Genomic DNA, 16,312 nt, shown 5'->3' with positions numbered 1-16,312 from the left:
GACCATGGGCGCGACGATCCTCCTGGCGGCTGGCGGCACGGGCGGGCATCTGTTCCCGGCCGAGGCGCTGGCGCACGAGCTCGGCCGCCGGGGTTTCGCCGTCGAGCTGGTGACCGACGAACGCGCGGAGCCCTACCGGGCGACGTTTCCGGCCCGCGAGATGCACGTCGTCTCCTCATCGTCGGCGACCACGCGCATGTCGCCCGCCGCGATGGCCGGTGCGATGACGCGGCTGGGCGCGGGGTTCATGCAGTCGGCCGGGATCATCCGCCGGGCGAAGCCCGCCGCGGTGGTGGGCTTCGGCGGCTATCCGACGCTGCCGCCGATCCTGGCGGCCCGGATGCTCGGGCGCCCCGCCATCGTGCACGAGGCCAACGCGGTGCTCGGCCGGGCGAATCGCCTGCTGTCGCGCTTCGCCAAGGTGGCCGTCGCATTTCCCAACGCGCGCGGCCTGGCGAGCGGCGCCGACAAGCCTGTCCACACCGGAATGCCGGTGCGCCCCAACGTCATCGCCGCCGCCGCGACGCCCTACGCGATCCCCGACGCCGACGGCACGTTCCGCCTTCTGGTGTTCGGCGGCAGCCAGGGCGCGCGGGTTTTCTCCGAGATCCTGCCGCCGGCGATGGCGCAGCTTCCCGAGGATCTCCGGCGCCGGCTGTCGATCGTCCAGCAGTGCCGCCAGGAGGACCTGGAGGCGGTGCGCGCCGCCTACGCGGAAACCGGCGTCGCCGCCGAACTCGCGCCTTTTTTCTCCGATCTTCCGGGGCGCATCGCCGCTGCGCACCTGGTGATCGGGCGGTCGGGCGCTTCCACCGTCGCCGAGCTCGGGACCATCGGTCGTCCGGCCCTGCTGGTGCCGCTTCCGAACGCGCTGGACCAGGACCAGCGGGAAAACGCCATCGCATTCGCCGCCGCCGGCGGGGGATGGAAGATCGACCAGACGGAGTTCACGCCGGACCGGCTGGCGCAGGAAATCGCGGCGCTTGCGGCCGCGCCGCAGCGGCTTGCCAAGGCGGCGGACGCGGCGAAGGCCATGGCGCAGCCCGACGCGGCCGCGCGGCTCGCCGATTTCGTCGCCTCCGTGGCCGGCCTCGCGCCCGCCGTCGGCGACCAGGAAAAAGGGACGACACAATGAAGCTGCCAACCGACATCGGACCGGTTCACTTCGTCGGGATCGGCGGCATCGGCATGAGCGGCATCGCCGAGGTGCTGTCCAACCTCGGCTACACCGTGCAGGGCAGCGACATCGCCGAGAACGCCAACGTGAAGCGCCTGCGCGACCGCGGCGTGGAGATCCACATCGGCCATGACGCCGCCAATCTCGGCGCCGCCACCGTCGTGGTCGTCTCCTCCGCGGTGAAGCGCGACAATCCCGAGCTGATGGCGGCGCGCGCCCGGCTGCTGCCGGTGGTGCGGCGCGCGGAAATGCTGGCGGAGCTGATGCGGCTGAAGCAGTCGATCGCGGTCGGCGGCACCCACGGCAAGACCACAACCACCTCGCTGGTGGCGACGCTGCTGGAGGCCGGCGGGCTCGACCCGACGGTCATCAACGGCGGCATCATCAACACCTACGGCACCAACGCCCGGCTCGGCGGCGGCGAGTGGATGGTGGTGGAGGCGGACGAGTCCGACGGCACCTTCGTCAAGCTGCCGGCCGACATCGCCATCGTCACCAACATCGACCCCGAGCACCTCGACCACTACGGCACCTTCGAGAAGGAGCGCGAGGCGTTCCTGCAGTTCGTCGAGAACGTGCCGTTCTACGGGTTCGCGGTGATGTGTCTCGACCATCCGGAGGTGCAGTCGCTGGTCGGCCGCATCGAGGACCGGCGGATGATCACCTACGGCGCCAACCCGCAGGCCGACGTGCGCTTCACCGACGTGACGTCCGACCGCGGCACCAGCCGCTTCGACGTGCACCTCTACGACCGCGTCACCGGCCGGGAGGCGACGCTCGCCGACCTGGTGCTGCCGATGCCGGGGCTGCACAACGTTTCCAACGCCACCGCCGCGATTGCCGTCGCCGACCGTCTCGGCATCGGCGCGGATGCCATCCGCGCCGGCCTGAAGGCGTTCGGCGGCGTGAAGCGCCGCTTCACCCACACCGGCACCTGGAACGGCGTCGACGTGTTCGACGACTACGGCCACCACCCGGTGGAGATCGCCGCGGTGCTGAAGGCGGCGCGCGCCTCGACCAAGCACAAGGTGATCGCGGTGATGCAGCCGCACCGCTACACCCGGCTGCATTCGCTGTTCGACGAGTTCTGCGCCTGCTTCAACGACGCCGACGCGGTGATCGTGGCCGACGTCTACGCCGCCGGCGAGACCCCGATCCCCGGGTCCGACCGCGACGGCCTGATCGCCGGCCTGCGCACCCGCGGCCACCGCCAGGTGATGGCGCTGGACGATCCGAAGGACCTGGCCGGCCTGATCGCGGAGATCGCGCGGCCGGGCGACTTCGTCGTCTGTCTCGGCGCCGGATCCATCACCCAGTGGGCGCAGGCGCTGCCGGGCCAGCTCGAGGCGCTTTCGCCGAAGGGTGGCGCATGAGCGGAGCCGACATCCTCGACGCGCTCGGAGCGGCACGGTCGGAGATCCGCGGGGTCCTGGAACCGGACCGCGCGCTCGCCGACATCGCGTGGTTCCGGGTGGGCGGACCGGCGGAGCTCCTGTTCCAGCCGGCCGACGAGGACGATCTGGCGACGTTCCTGGCGGCGCTGCCGGCCGAGGTGCCGGTGCTGCCGATCGGGCTGGGCTCCAACCTTCTGATTCGTGACGGCGGCATCGCCGGCGTGGTGGTGCGGCTGTCGGCGCGCGGCTTCGGCCGGATTTCCGTCGAGGGCGACCGGGTGCGCGCCGGCACGGCGGCGCCGGACGTGAAGGTGGCCAAGGTCGCCGCCGACGCGAGCCTGAAGGGGCTGGCGTTCTATCGCGGCATTCCCGGCGCGATCGGCGGGGCGCTCCGGATGAACGCCGGCGCCTATGGCGGCGAGACGAAGGACCGGCTGATCGAGGCGCGCGCCGTCGACCGGGCGGGCCGGGTGCACGTGCTGTCGAACGCCGACTTCGGCTACGCCTACCGCCATTCCGAGGCGCCGGGCGACCTGATCTTCACCGAGGCGCTCTACCAGGCCGAGCCGGGCGACCAGGCGACGATCCTGGCGGAGATGCAGACAATCACCGAGAGCCGCGAGGCGACGCAGCCGGTGAAGAGCCGGACCGGCGGCTCGACGTTCAAGAACCCGCCGGGCGGCAAGTCCTGGCAGCTGATCGACGCGGCCGGGTGCCGCGGGCTCGCCATCGGCGGCGCGCAGGTCTCCGAGCTGCACTGCAACTTCCTGATCAACACGGGCGGCGCCACGGCGGCCGACCTGGAACGCCTGGGCGAGACCGTGCGGGCGCGGGTGCTGGAGACCTCGGGCGTGCGGCTCGACTGGGAGATCAAGCGCCTCGGCCGCTGGCCGAACGGACTGACCGTTCCCGAATTCACCCCGTTCACGGAGCACTGACGATGCCGGCTGGATCCCACGTTGCGGTGCTGATGGGCGGCTGGTCGGCGGAACGGCCGGTCAGCCTGTCCTCGGGCAAGGAGTGCGCCGACGCGCTGGAGCGTGCGGGCTACCGCGTGACGCGCGTCGACGTGCAGCGCGACATCGCTGCCCGGCTGGCGGAGCTGCGCCCTGACGTGGCCTTCAACGCCCTGCACGGGCCGTTCGGCGAGGACGGCTGCATCCAGGGCATCCTGGAGGTGATGGACATCCCCTACACCCACTCCGGGGTGATGGCCTCGGCGCTCGCCATGAACAAGGACAAGGCCAAGGCGGTGCTGGCGGCGGCGGGGGTGCCGGTGACGGTGCACCAGCTGGTGGAGCGCAGCGTGGCGGCCAAGACCCACGTCATGGAGCCGCCCTACGTGGTCAAGCCGGTGGCCGACGGATCGAGCTTCGGGGTGATCATCGTGCGCGAGGGCGCCACCCATCCGCCGCAGGAGCTCTACCGGGACGACTGGACCTTCGGCGAGGCGGTGATGGTCGAGCGCTACATCCCGGGGCGGGAGCTGACGTGCGCCGTGCTGGGCGACGAGGCGCTCGGGGTGATCGACATCGTGACGGCGGGGCAGGGATTTTACGATTACGACGCTAAATACCTGCCAGGCGGGTCAAAACACATCCTTCCGGCAGAACTTAAACCAAATATTTACCAACAAGTCCAAAGATTGGCCCTTGAAGCGCATCGGGCGCTCGGGTGCCGCGGAGTGTCGCGGGCCGACTTCAGGTTCGACGACGCGACAGAGACGTTGATCTGTCTCGAAGTGAACACCCAGCCCGGCATGACGCAAACGTCACTCGCGCCCGAAATGGCCGCCCACGCGGGCTACGATTTCGAGCGGCTGGTGAGCTGGTTGGTGGAGGACGCGAGTTGCCGTCGATGAATGCACGGACAGGCCGAAAGGGACGACGCACGGGGGGCCGCCTCGAGCGCAAGCCGACCCGCGCGTTCGGGCTCGGCACGCTCGGTGCCTTCGGCCTGCTGGCCGTCGCGGTCGGCGCCGGCGTGAGCTACGGCGGCCACACCAACACGGTGCTGGACGCCGCCGGCAGCGCCATCGGCTTCGGCGTCTCCCAGGTCCATCTCGACGGGCAGCGCGAAACGTCCGAGAGCGCGATCCTCGCCGCCCTCGGCATCGGCCCCGAATCATCGCTCCTTTCCGTCGACGCCAACGAGGCCCGCGAGCGGCTGGTGTCGCTGCCGTGGATCGAAGAGGCGACCGTCCGCAAGACCTACCCCGGCTCGGTCTACGTCGAGATCAAGGAGCGCTCCGCCGCCGCCCTGTGGCAGACCGGCAGCGTGCTGTCGGTCATCGACCGCGACGGCAAGGTGCTCGCCGACGGCTACGACGTCCGCTTCGCCGGACTGCCGCTGCTGGTCGGCGCCGATGCCAACGAGCAGGTCGATTCGATCCTGACGCTTTTGGCCGGCTTCCCCGAGCTGAAGGCGCGCACCCGCGCCGCGGTCTACGTGGGCGGACGGCGCTGGGACCTGGTGCTCGCCAACGGCGTGCAGATCCGGCTTCCCGAGAACGACGCCCGCGACACGCTCGCCAACCTGGTCGAGATCGACCGGCGCGAGCAGCTGTTCGATCGCGACATCGTTTCCATCGACGTTCGCCTCAAGGACCGGATCGCCATCCGGCCGACGGAGGAAGCCCTCGCGGTGGACGCGAAGGGGGGATCTCCGCGCAAGGTCCGCCGGGAGGCAGCCATATGAGCCTTTTCCTGCCTCACCGCGGCCAGGACGGCCCGCGCCTGTCCAACCGGCGCGCCTCGATCGTCACGGTCCTGGACATCGGCTCGACCAAGGTCGCCTGCCTGATCGCGCGGCTGAAGCCGCGGCCTCCGGAGGAGGTGATGCCCGGCCGTTCCCACTCCATCGAGGTGGTCGGCTACGGCTACCAGCGGGCCCGGGGGATCAAGTCCGGCGTTGTCGTCGACCTCGACGCCGCCGAGCACGCCGTCCGTCTCGCGGTGGACGCCGCAGAAAGAATGGCCGGAGTTACGGTCGAATCACTTATCCTGACCCAGACGTGCGGACGGTTGGGCAGCGAAACCTTTACTGCCAAAGTCGATCTCACCAGCGAGTCGGTGAGCGATCACGATATCAGGAAGGTTCTGGCGGCCGGAAGCACGCACTCGGTGAGACAAGGACGCTCCGTCGTGCACGCGCTGCCGATTGGATACACGTTGGACGGCCAGCGCGGCATTCGTGATCCGCGCGGCATGGTCGGCCGACGGCTCGGCGTCGACGTCCACGTCGTCACCTCCGACGAAGCTCCCCAGCGCAATCTCGGACTGACCGTCAACCGCTGCCACCTCGACGTCGAGGCGATGGTCGCGACCCCTTATGCCAGCGGCCTCTCCACCCTTGTCGACGACGAGGCGGAACTCGGCGCGGCGGTGGTCGACATCGGCGGCGGCACCTCGTCGATCGCCGTCTACGGCGACGGTCGCCTGCTCCACGTGGACGCAATCGCCATCGGCGGCCACCACGTGACCCTGGACATTGCCAACGGCCTGTCGATCCGCCTGGACGACGCCGAACGGCTGAAGACGTTGCACGGGACCTGCCTCTCGGTCTCCAGCGACGACCACGACATGCTCACGATCCATCCCGTGGGCGAAGAAGACGGCGGTGCTCCGCTGCAGATCCCCCGTGCCGCGCTCAACCGGATCATCCGGCCGCGGGCGGAGGAAATCCTCGAACTCGTGCGCGACCGACTGGTCGCGTCCGGATGTTCGAGCCGGGTCGGTCGGCGAATCGTTCTTACGGGCGGCGGCAGCCAACTGACCGGGCTCCTCGACGTCGCGAGGTCGGTCTTCGGCCGCAGCGTCCGGCTTGGCCGGCCGCTCGGTATCGCGGGCCTTCCGCAAGCCGCGAAGGGACCATCCTTCTCGGCCGTCGTCGGACTTCTGATCTTCCCACAAGTCGCCGTCCTCGACACCTCCGGCTCCGAGCGGCCGTCGGCCTTCGCCATGACTGGCACCGACGGATACTTCTCGCGGGTCGGACGCTGGCTGAGGGACAGCTTCTGATGATGGGCAACGACTACGACAACGATTTCGGCGCCGAGTGGGACTTGGCGAGCACGGACCGCGAGAGCGGCGGAGCGGAAAAGAACAGTGAGGGTGTGATGCCGTCGATTAACCTTAAGACCCCCGACCTGACCGAGTTGAAGCCGCGCATCCAGGTGTTCGGCGTCGGCGGCGCAGGCTGCAATGCCGTCAACAACATGATCCAGGCCGGCCTGCAGGGCTGCGATTTCCTGGTCGCCAACACCGACGCCCAGTCGCTCGCCCTGTCCAAGGCCGAACGCATCATCCAGATGGGCATCGCCGTCACCGAGGGTCTCGGCGCCGGCTCCCAGCCGGATGTCGGCCGGGCCGCCGCGGAAGAGGTGATCGACGAGATCGCCGACCATCTGTCCGGCGCGCACATGGCCTTCATCACCGCCGGCATGGGCGGCGGGACGGGCACGGGTGCCGCTCCGGTGATCGCCAGGGCCGCCCGCGACCAGGGCATCCTGACCGTCGGCGTGGTGACCAAGCCCTTCCAGTTCGAGGGCCACCGCCGCATGCGGCTCGCGGACTCCGGCATCGAGGAGCTGTCGCATCACGTCGACACGCTCATCGTGATCCCGAACCAGAACCTCTTCCGCATCGCCAACGAGCGGACCACCTTCGCCGACGCCTTCGCGATGGCCGACCAGGTGCTCTACTCCGGCGTCGCCTGCATCACCGACCTGATGGTGAAGGAAGGCCTCATCAACCTCGACTTCGCCGACGTCCGCTCGATCATGCGCGGCATGGGCAAGGCGATGATGGGCACCGGCGAGGCATCGGGCGAGGGCCGGGCCATGCAGGCCGCCGAGGCCGCGATCTCCAACCCGCTCCTCGACGAGACCTCGATGAAGGGCGCCCGCGGGCTGCTCGTCTCCGTGGTCGGCGGCTACGACCTGACCCTGTTCGAGGTCGACGAGGCCACCACCCGCATCCGCGAGGAGGTCGACCCCGACGCCAACATCATCTTCGGCGCGACCTTCGACGAGACCATGGAAGGCATGATGCGCGTGTCGGTCGTGGCGACCGGCATCGACAAGCCGTTCGAGCAGACCGGCGATCACGAAGACAACGGCGACCGCGTGGTGGCCCTGTCGGATCGCCTGCGTCCGCAGACCCAGGGCGCGCGTTCCGCCCAGGGCGCCCGCGCCAAGGCGACCGCGGTTCCGGAAACGGCGCTCTCCGCCGTCGCCGCCGACCTCGGCACCAACGCCGCGCCCGCCGGCTGGGCCGACGAGAGCGATCTCGACCACGACTTCCTCGCCGACGACGCCGATGCGTTCATCGAGGAAGAGGGCGTCGCGTTCGCCGAGGACGCCTACGTCGAAGAGGACATGGACGACGCGGATCTCCACGTCGCCGAGGTGCCGATGGAGCCGGTCGCTCCGCGGGCCGACAAGAACCCCGCCGCCCCGACCCGGATGCCCCGCATGCCCGAGGTCGAGGACTTCCCGCCGGTCGCGCCGCGCGAGACGCGCCGTCGCGACGAACATGCCGAGGCCGACGATCGCCGGCCGATGGGTCTGCTCCGCCGTCTCGCCAACGGCCTTGGCCGCCGCGAGGAGGAAGAGCACGAGGACACCGGTGTCGCCGACCAGCCGATGCCGCGGGCCCAGCGGCCCCGCGAGGAGCCGGTCGCGCAGCAGGCCGCTCCGCAGCAGCCGGCCGCCCGTCAGCCGGTCCGCGAGGAGGCCCGCGAGCCCCAGCAGCGTCGCGCCGACGGCACCGAGTTCTCCCGCCGCGCCCCCCAGGCACGGCCGCAGGGCGAGAGCTACCGCCGGCCCCGCCCGTCGGGCCAGGAGCCCGAGGCGCGCACCCGGCCCGCCACGCGCGGCTACACCGAGGACGACCAGCTGGAAATCCCGGCCTTCCTCCGCCGCCAGGCAACCTGATCCCGCCTCGGCGGGACTGATGCCAGACAAATGAAAAGGGCCGCCGATGATCGCATCGGCGGCCCTTTTCATTTCGGGTGGCGGCCGATCCCGGCCCGGTCGCTTTGAGCCTTTTCCGATCAGGTGGGTACACCTGATCGATAAGAAATGGCCCCAGATTCAAACCCTTGAGCAATTCCTCTTCGTTCAGATCGTTTCGATCTGAACGGGAAATGCTCTAGATCCCAGGCTGGTTGACGCGCCTGGACGCCGCCTCGGCGCTCTCGACGCGCTCGGAGTAGCGGTCGGTCAGGGCGGGCGACCGTCCGCGCACCATCAGCGTGAACTTGAACAGCTCCTCCATCACGTCGACGATGCGATTGTAGAACGGCGACGGACGCATGCGTCCGTGATCGTCGAACTCCTGCCAGGCCTTGGCGACCGAGGACTGGTTGGGGATCGTCACCATCCGCATCCATCGTCCGAGGACGCGCATCTGATTGACGGCGTTGAAGCTTTGCGATCCGCCGCAGACCTGCATGATGGCCAGCGCCTTGCCCTGGGTTGGGCGGACGCCCCCGAGCGACAGCGGGATCCAGTCGATCTGGGCCTTGAGCACGGCCGACATGGCGCCATGGCGCTCCGGGCTCGACCAGACCATCGCCTCCGACCAGCGGGCGAGCTCCCGCAGTTCGGCGACCTTGGGGTGACCGGCTTCTGCGCCATCGGGCAGCGGCAGGCCATGCGGGTCGAAGATGCGGGTCTCGGCGCCGAACCAGTTGAGCAGCCGCGCGCCTTCCTCGACGGCAAAGCGCGAATAGGAATGCTGGCGGAGCGAGCCGTACAGAAGCAGGATCCGGGGCGGATGACCGGGATCGTCGGCGCTCGCATAGCACGCCGGGTCGATCGCATGCAGGCTGTCGGGGGCGATGTTCGGGAGGTCGATCAAGAGGTGCTCCAGAGCTGAAACAGAATGCCCGAGGCGAACGAGCCGCACAGCGCCAGCGCCAGATAGAGCGCGAAGACCGGGGGCCTGACCAGAGCCCAGACGGCAAGGGCGGCCGGCAGCGAGGTGACGCCTCCAGCGACAAGGAAGGCCAATCCGGCGCCGGGGTCCATCCCCTGTCCCATCAGGCCGCCGACGAGGGGCAGCGCGGCATAGCCGTTCAGATAGGCCGGAACGCCCACGAGCGTCGCGGTCAAAGTCGGCAGCACGCCGTCTCCGCCGAGCGTACGGGCGATCAGATCGGCCGGCAGCCAGGCGAGCATGAGGCTCTCCAGCAGAAAGGCAAGCGTCAGCCAGCGGGCGAGAAACAGGCCGCTCCTGGCGCTCTCCCGCCAGAACGTCTCGCGACGCCGGCCGTCTGTCCAGAAGCGCCAGACCACCGGCTTCGGCGCGCGGACCCGTGCGCCTCCACAACCGCCGTTTCCGACCCCGTCGCGCAACGCATCATCGAGCCTGCCACCGCGCGCCAGGAGGTGGACCGCAAGCCCGCCGAACAGGCCGAGGCCGATCGCGGCCAGCGTCTTGGCGAGCGCAAATTCCATGCCGAGGACGCCACTCGTCAGAAGGAACATCGAAGGGTCCATGACGGGCGACGCCAGCCAGAAGGCCATCACGGCCGAGAGCGGAACGCCCATCACCAGGAGCGCGGCGATCAACGGGATGACGCCGCACGAACAGAACGGCGACACCGCGCCGGCGAGGGTCGCCATCAGGATCATCGCCAGCGGAGATCCGGCAAAGGCGCGTCCGATCAGGCCGTCTGCGCCAGTCGCCGCGGCGAGGGCGGCAAAGCCGACGGAGATCAGCAGATAGGGCGCGATCTCCACGAGGTTGCGCAGGGTGAACCCGGTGCTCTCGGCTGCCTGGGCGGGTTCGAACAGGACAAGCCCCGCCAGGATCGCGGCCGAGACGAGCCAGACCCGGTCGACGTGCTGCAGCCGATGGAGCCGTTCGGACACGAGCGGACGGAGGGTGAGGGGACTTTCCACCAGAACGATATCCCTAGAATAATCGTTTTATTATCCGAAAAAAGGGGGTTCTACTCAGGCGGCGGTTTCACCGATCCGCCTGACCCCGGTGCAGCATTCGGTAGACAGGAACGACAAGGTTTCGCGCATGGCCGCGTAGTCCACGCGGTTGACGATCTGCCGGCCGCGCCGCTCCTGAATGACCAGGCCCGCATCGACGAGCCCGCCCAGATGGTGGGCGAGGGTCGACGCCGGCATGGCGAGATGGCGTCCGATCTCGCCGACGTTGAGGCCGTCATTGCCCGCCCGGACGAGCAGACGGAAGATGTCCAGCCGGGTTTCGTGGCCGAGGGCGGCGAGGGAGCGGGCGACAGACGCGCTTGTGATCATGGGAGACAAAAGAAACGATTAAACTGGTTATGTCAATATATGCCACGATATGCCGCGCGGACCTGCCCGCCGGCGGCCCGCCGGTTACCCTTTTTCCACCACGTTACATTCCGTAACAGAGCTTGATTCCGTTCTCAGTAGAACCGTCGCTAGGTTCTGGCCGTTCAGTTCTGACGGCCGAACCGATTCCTCCCGATTGGAACGGCCTTCCCGAGAGCCCGCTTCGTTTGGGCAGCAAGGCGTTCTAATGGTGCATCACGATTCAGCCCTCCAGACCACCCTCGCTCGGTCGGTGGAGCTGACTGGCATCGGTGTGCACTCCGGCGCGCCCGTCACGATCACCATCCTTCCGTCCGAAGCCGACACCGGCATCCGTTTCCAGCGCACCGATGATGGCGTCGGACCGGCCGTTCCGGCCGTCTGGCAGTCGGTCGCCGCGACCGAGCTGTGCACCATGCTGGCCGGCGCCGACGGCCGCACCATCGGCACCATTGAGCACCTGATGGCCGCGTTCCGCGGCCTCGGCATCGACAACGCCCTCGTTCAGATCGACGGTCCCGAGCTGCCGATCATGGACGGCAGCGCGGCCGAGTTCGTCGAGGAGCTCGATCTTGCCGGCGTCTATCCGCTGAACCAGCGCCGCCGAATGATTCGCGTCCTGAAGCCGGTTCGCGTCGAGATCAACGGCTCTGTCGCCGAGCTGCTTCCCCACGACATGCCGCGCTTCGAGATCGACATCGATTTCGACGGCACGATCATTGGCGCGCAGTCGATGGCCTTCAACCTGACCCCGGGCGTGTTCCGCAAGGAACTGGCGCGGGCGCGGACCTTCGGCTTCCTCCACGAGGTCGAGGCGCTCTGGAAGATGGGCTACGCGCGCGGGTCGTCCCTCGACAACGCGGTCGCCATCGACGGCGACGGGGTCATGAACGCCGGCGGCACCCGCTGGCCGGACGAGTTCGTTCGCCACAAGGCGCTCGACGCCGTGGGCGATCTGGCGCTTGCCGGCCACGCGATCCTCGGCCTGTACCGGTCCTACAAGGGCGGACACCGCCTCAACTATCAGATGGTCCGGGCGCTGATGTCGGACAGCTCCGCCTACGAGCTGGTTCCCGCTCCGGTCGTGGCCGCGCCGGAATATCCGGCGATGGTTCGCGAGCTGGCGCTCTAACGGCGCCTCCCGGGCCCGTCCGCCACAGTTCTGCTCAAATCTGGGGCCAGCACCTGTCCGGTGATTTCCTGCCGGGTGCTGGCCTTTTTGTGTCCGCCGGATCGATCGCTTCATCCGATGCGCCGATCGTGCACGGGTGGGGATGATCCGGCGAGCCAGGTTGGGTATGGTCTCGCGCGGCCGGTCCGAATCCCCCGGGGAGCGGATCAGGCGCAGATGGCGGCCTTCCGGATCCGGGCGGGCAGCGAAGCGAATGGCGACGGAGCGAGTTTTCGGCTTATGAAGCGTAGCGTCTTTGCCGTGATGGCCGTGTTGATGCTGGTCGGGTGTTCGTCCAAGGACACCGACAAGCTGGCGTTCCAGGACGTTCCGGCCGACCAGCTCTACAACGAAGCGCTCGTTCTCCTGAACGACGGCGACTACAAGCAGGCGATGGTCAAGCTGCAGGAAGTCGACCGCCTGCATCCCTATTCCGAGTTCGCCCGCAAATCGCTGGTGATGCTGGCCTACGCCTACTACCAGCGCGGCAGCTACGAAGAGGCGATCAACTCCGCCCAGCGCTTCCTGGCGCTGTATCCGGGCCACGAGGACGCGCCGTACGCCCAGTACATCATCGCCAACTCCTACTTCCGTCAGATCCCCGAGATCAGCCGCGACCAGGCGATGACCCAGAAGGCGCTCGCCGCCATGGACGAGCTGGTGCGCAACTACCCCGATTCGGAATACGCCAACGACGCGCGCCACAAGATCCAGATCACCCGGGACCAGCTGGCCGGCAAGGACATGGACGTCGGCCGCTACTATCTGGAGCGGAAGGATTATCTCGCCGCCATCAACCGGTTCCGCGTGGTGGTCGAGCAGTACCAGCAGACGCGCCACATCGAAGAGGCGCTGTTCCGGCTGACCGAAGCCTATTATGCTATTGGAATCGTTCCCGAAGCGCAGACGGCCGCCGCGGTGCTGGGTCACAACTTCCCGGACTCCCGGTGGTACAAGGATGCCTATTCTCTCCTGAAGACGGGCGGGTATGAGCCGAGCGAGAACAAGCAGAGCTGGATCAGCCGCGCCTTCGAGGGCATCAAGCTCCTCTGACACGACGCATGCCGGCGCGCGGACGATCGCGCGCCGTATCGGCCGCCCGACGCAGCCTGGCGTGGCGATCGGGCGGGCCCGCCTGACCCTTCGGCAAGGACTCCGGATCCGCCGCCCTGGCCTTGCCGATCCGTTCGGACCGATGTCGGCCGGACGGGACATGCTCTAGTGGCCGGTGCATCGACATGCTGACGCGCCTCTCGATCCGCGACATCGTCCTCATCGACCGCCTGGACCTCGACTTTTCCGAGGGCCTGACCGTGCTGACCGGCGAGACCGGCGCCGGCAAGTCGATCCTCCTCGATTCCCTTTCCCTCACCCTCGGTGCGCGCGGCGACGCGGCGCTGGTCCGTCACGGCTGCGCCCAGGGCCAGGTGACGGCGGTGTTCGACGTCGGCCCGGTGCACCCGCTGCTGGCGCGGCTGGAGGAGAATGGCATCGACACCGACGGGGACCTGATCCTGCGCCGGGTCCAGTCGGCGGACGGACGCTCCAAGGCCTACGTCAACGACCAGCCCGTCAGCATCGGTCTCCTGAAGGAGATCGGCGGGGCGCTGGTGGAGATCCACGGCCAGCACGCCGACCGGGCGCTGATCGATCCGGCCGTGCATCGCGACCTGGTCGACGCCTTCGGCGGGCTCGCCGCCGACGTGCGCACCGTGCGGGCGGCGTGGCAGGCACGGCGCGACGCGGAACGGGCGCTCGCCGAGCACGAAAGCCGGATCGAGGCGGCGCGGCGCGAGGCGGACTTCCTGCGCGATGCGGTGGCCGAACTGGTGGCGCTGGAGCCGGAACCGGGCGAGGAGACGGCGCTGGCCGACCGGCGCCAGCAGATGATGCAGGTGGAGAAGGTCGCCGGCGACCTCAGCGAGGCGTTCGCCGAGCTCGACGGGCCGGCGTCGCCGATCCCGACGTTGTCGAGCCTGATGCGGCGGCTGTCGCGCAAGGCGGAGAGCGCGCCGGACATCCTGCAGGTGCCGGCCGACGCGCTCGGTCGGGCCCTCGACGACCTGGAGGAGGCGCGCGCCTCGCTGCAGGAGGCGATCGCCCGCACCGACTTCGATCCGCGGGTGCTGGAGCAGACCGAGGAACGGCTGTTCGCGCTGAGGGCGGCGGCGCGCAAGTATCAGGTTCAGGTGGACGAGCTGCCGGCGCTGCGCGACCGGATGGCGGCCGACCTCGCCGATCTCGACGCCGGCGAGGAGCGCCTGGCGGGGCTGGCGAAGGCCGTGGAGGCGGCGGTGGCGACCTATCGCGCCGCCGCGCAGCACCTCTCGGAGGCGCGGGCCGAGACCGCCCGCACGCTGGAGAAGGCGGTCGCCGACGAACTGCCGTCGCTGAAGCTGGAGCGGGCGGCGTTCGAGGTGCGCATCGAGACCGGGGACGAGGGTGGCGGCGCCGACGGCATCGACCAGATCGAGTTCTGGGTGCGGACCAATCCGGGCACGCGGCCGGGGCCAATGATGAAGGTCGCCTCCGGCGGCGAGCTGTCGCGCTTCCTGCTGGCGCTGAAGGTGTCGCTGGCCGGGCGCGGCTCGGCGCCGACGCTGGTATTCGACGAAATCGATTCCGGCGTCGGCGGCGCCGTGTCGGAGGCGATCGGCAAGCGCCTCGCGCGCCTCGCCGACACCGTGCAGGTGCTGACCGTCACCCACGCGCCGCAGGTGGCCGCGCGGGCGGCCGATCACATGCTGATCGCCAAGGAGCCGCTTGCGAGCGACCAGGTGGCGACGCGGGTGCGGCTGATCGAGGGGCCGCACCGGCTCGAGGAGATCGCCCGGATGCTCTCAGGCGCCACGATTTCCGACGAGGCGCGCGCCGCCGCGTCCAAGCTCATGGGCGCGGAGGCCTGAGCCTGCAGGTTTGTCCTGAAGGCGGGCCCGGCCGAGGCGGGGTCGGGAGCTTCTAGGCGCCCCAGCTCATCCGCTTGAGGACGGTGTCGCGGTCGATGACGTGATGCTTGAGCGCCGCCGCCAGGTGGAGCGCCAGGATGGCGATCATCGCCCAGGCGCTGAGCTCGTGGATCTCCTTGGCCGCGTCGGCGATCCAGCGCACGCCGGGCACCCACGGATCCGGCATGGCGAAGACGCCGAACACCATGTTCTGGATGCCGAGGTAGTCCTGGGTGGGCGAGGCGGCGGACATCACCCAGCCCGACAGCGGCATCACCAGGATGAGCAGGTAGAGCAGGCCGTGGCTCGCATGGGAGGCGATCGCCTGCCAGCGCGGCGTGCCGGCGGGCAGATGGGGCGTGCGGCGGTTGGCGAGCCGCCAGGCGACGCGGATGACGGCCAGGCAGAACACCACGAAGCCCCAGCTCTTGTGGAGCTGGAAGAGTTTGAACTGCTCGGACAGGTCGGGCACGAAATCGGTCATGTAGAGGCCGAGCCCGAGCTGGAAGAGGATCAGCGCGGCGATCGACCAGTGGAGGACGCGCGCCGGCCAGCCCCAGCTCTCGGTCGTGTTTCTCGTCTTCATGGGAGGTGTCCCGTGCCTGCGGTCCGCCCGGGGCCGGCGGCGCCGGAGCCAGGGGGAGAGGCGACTTCGATCGGTTGGAACGGGTCTTCCCGTCCGGACCGGTGCGGCCCGGACGGGAAGCGAGCCGGGATCAGCTCTTGTTGTTCAGCTCGACGTTGATGGTCACCGGCATGATGGCGCCGATGGCGGGCGCGTAGGTGTCCACACCGAAGGCGGTGCGGTCGATCTCGCCGGTCAGCGTGAAGCCGGCGACGTCGGTGCCGGGCATCACCGGGCTTTCGCCGATCTTGTTGACGGTCGCCTTGAAGGTGACCGGCTTGGTGACGTCCTTGATGGTCAGGTCGCCGCTGACGTCGGCGGTGCCGTCGCCGGTGGTCTTCACCGAGGTGGAGACGAACGTGATCTCGGGAAACTTGGCGACGTCGAGGAAGTCGGGGCCCTTGATGTGCTCGTCGCGCGGGCCCCAGAAGGTGGTCAGCGCCGTGGCGTCGAGGGTGACCTTGAACTGCGCGGTGTCGAGGTTTTCCGGATCGAAGCTGTCGATGGTGGCCTCGACCGTCGGGAACACGCCGGTCACGTCGGAGTAGCCGAAATGTTCGACCTCGAAGACGACTGCCGTGTGGGACGGATCGATCTGCCAGTCGGCGAAAGCGGCCACGGGGGAAAGGGCGAGGGTGGTCGCCAGGGCGACGGTGCGGATCAGCATGCGGCTGCACTCCTGT

General features: G+C 69.1%; 15 protein-coding genes. 10 read left to right on the top strand and 5 right to left on the bottom strand.

The genetic code is table 11. From position 1 onward, the window contains the following. The first annotated feature begins 4 nt into the window (after positions 1-4). The 7 genes from murG (at position 5) to ftsZ (ending at position 8,506) form a co-directional block, all read left to right on the top strand. Positions 5-1,135: an undecaprenyldiphospho-muramoylpentapeptide beta-N-acetylglucosaminyltransferase gene (gene murG / locus AB7M35_RS06810; RefSeq protein WP_453958306.1), complete on the top strand. Its 1,131-nt coding sequence runs from the start codon at positions 5-7 to the stop codon at positions 1,133-1,135. After that, on the top strand, positions 1,132-2,550 hold the full coding sequence (gene murC, locus AB7M35_RS06805) for a UDP-N-acetylmuramate--L-alanine ligase (protein WP_453958305.1): 1,419 nt from the start codon (positions 1,132-1,134) through the stop codon (positions 2,548-2,550). The genes murG and murC overlap by 4 nt, the downstream gene beginning before the upstream one ends. Continuing rightward, the gene (gene murB, locus AB7M35_RS06800) at positions 2,547-3,509 is read left to right on the top strand and encodes a UDP-N-acetylmuramate dehydrogenase (protein ID WP_453958304.1); all 963 of its coding nucleotides are present in this window, start codon (positions 2,547-2,549) and stop codon (positions 3,507-3,509) included. The genes murC and murB overlap by 4 nt, the downstream gene beginning before the upstream one ends. Before the next feature lie 2 nt (positions 3,510-3,511). Continuing rightward, positions 3,512-4,432, top strand: a complete 921-nt coding sequence (locus tag AB7M35_RS06795) for a D-alanine--D-alanine ligase (protein WP_453958302.1) — start codon at positions 3,512-3,514, stop codon at positions 4,430-4,432. Beyond that, positions 4,429-5,268 (top strand): cell division protein FtsQ/DivIB, encoded by an 840-nt coding sequence (locus tag AB7M35_RS06790; RefSeq protein ID WP_453958300.1) that lies wholly within the window; start codon positions 4,429-4,431, stop codon positions 5,266-5,268. Before AB7M35_RS06795 ends, AB7M35_RS06790 begins: the two co-directional genes overlap by 4 nt. Then, positions 5,265-6,590 (top strand): cell division protein FtsA, encoded by a 1,326-nt coding sequence (gene ftsA / locus AB7M35_RS06785; RefSeq protein WP_453958299.1) that lies wholly within the window; start codon positions 5,265-5,267, stop codon positions 6,588-6,590. The genes AB7M35_RS06790 and ftsA overlap by 4 nt, the downstream gene beginning before the upstream one ends. Positions 6,591-6,688: 98 nt before the next feature. Continuing rightward, positions 6,689-8,506 carry a cell division protein FtsZ gene (ftsZ, locus tag AB7M35_RS06780; protein ID WP_453960647.1) on the top strand — a complete coding sequence of 606 codons (1,818 nt, stop codon included), beginning with the start codon at positions 6,689-6,691 and terminating at the stop codon, positions 8,504-8,506. A 217-nt stretch (positions 8,507-8,723) separates the two neighbouring features. On the opposite strand, the gene arsH is transcribed toward ftsZ, so the two are convergent. Genes arsH through AB7M35_RS06765 form a run of 3 tightly spaced genes read right to left on the bottom strand, consistent with a single transcriptional unit; the run spans position 8,724 to position 10,849 of the window. Further along, entirely contained in the window at positions 8,724-9,434 is a 711-nt protein-coding gene (gene arsH, locus AB7M35_RS06775) for an arsenical resistance protein ArsH (protein ID WP_453958298.1), read from the bottom strand. Beyond that, the gene (locus AB7M35_RS06770; protein WP_453958296.1) at positions 9,431-10,480 is read right to left on the bottom strand and encodes a permease; all 1,050 of its coding nucleotides are present in this window, start codon (positions 10,478-10,480) and stop codon (positions 9,431-9,433) included. The genes arsH and AB7M35_RS06770 overlap by 4 nt, the downstream gene beginning before the upstream one ends. A 54-nt stretch (positions 10,481-10,534) precedes the next feature. Further along, complete coding sequence (locus AB7M35_RS06765) at positions 10,535-10,849, bottom strand: ArsR/SmtB family transcription factor (protein ID WP_453958294.1); 315 nt, start codon at positions 10,847-10,849, stop codon at positions 10,535-10,537. 247 nt (positions 10,850-11,096) lie between these two features. Between AB7M35_RS06765 and lpxC the strand changes: the two genes are divergently transcribed. The 3 genes from lpxC (at position 11,097) to recN (ending at position 14,965) form a co-directional block, all read left to right on the top strand. Beyond that, the gene (lpxC, locus tag AB7M35_RS06760; protein ID WP_453958293.1) at positions 11,097-12,020 is read left to right on the top strand and encodes a UDP-3-O-acyl-N-acetylglucosamine deacetylase; all 924 of its coding nucleotides are present in this window, start codon (positions 11,097-11,099) and stop codon (positions 12,018-12,020) included. 279 nt (positions 12,021-12,299) lie between these two features. Next, positions 12,300-13,112 carry an outer membrane protein assembly factor BamD gene (locus AB7M35_RS06755; RefSeq protein WP_453958291.1) on the top strand — a complete coding sequence of 271 codons (813 nt, stop codon included), beginning with the start codon at positions 12,300-12,302 and terminating at the stop codon, positions 13,110-13,112. A 185-nt stretch (positions 13,113-13,297) separates the two neighbouring features. Next, a complete protein-coding gene (recN, locus tag AB7M35_RS06750; RefSeq protein ID WP_453958289.1) occupies positions 13,298-14,965 on the top strand; it encodes a DNA repair protein RecN in 1,668 nt (555 codons plus the stop codon). A 52-nt stretch (positions 14,966-15,017) separates the two neighbouring features. Here the strand turns inward: recN and AB7M35_RS06745 are convergent, their stop codons facing one another. Together AB7M35_RS06745 and AB7M35_RS06740 are read right to left on the bottom strand one after the other, a co-directional pair. Further along, the gene (locus tag AB7M35_RS06745) at positions 15,018-15,590 is read right to left on the bottom strand and encodes a cytochrome b (protein ID WP_453958286.1); all 573 of its coding nucleotides are present in this window, start codon (positions 15,588-15,590) and stop codon (positions 15,018-15,020) included. A gap of 130 nt (positions 15,591-15,720) precedes the next feature. Then, on the bottom strand, positions 15,721-16,296 hold the full coding sequence (locus tag AB7M35_RS06740; protein WP_453958284.1) for a YceI family protein: 576 nt from the start codon (positions 16,294-16,296) through the stop codon (positions 15,721-15,723). Positions 16,297-16,312: the final 16 nt, after the last annotated feature.

The organism is Amorphus suaedae (genome assembly GCF_053629675.1).
This window is presented reverse-complemented; position numbering and strand designations above follow the sequence as displayed.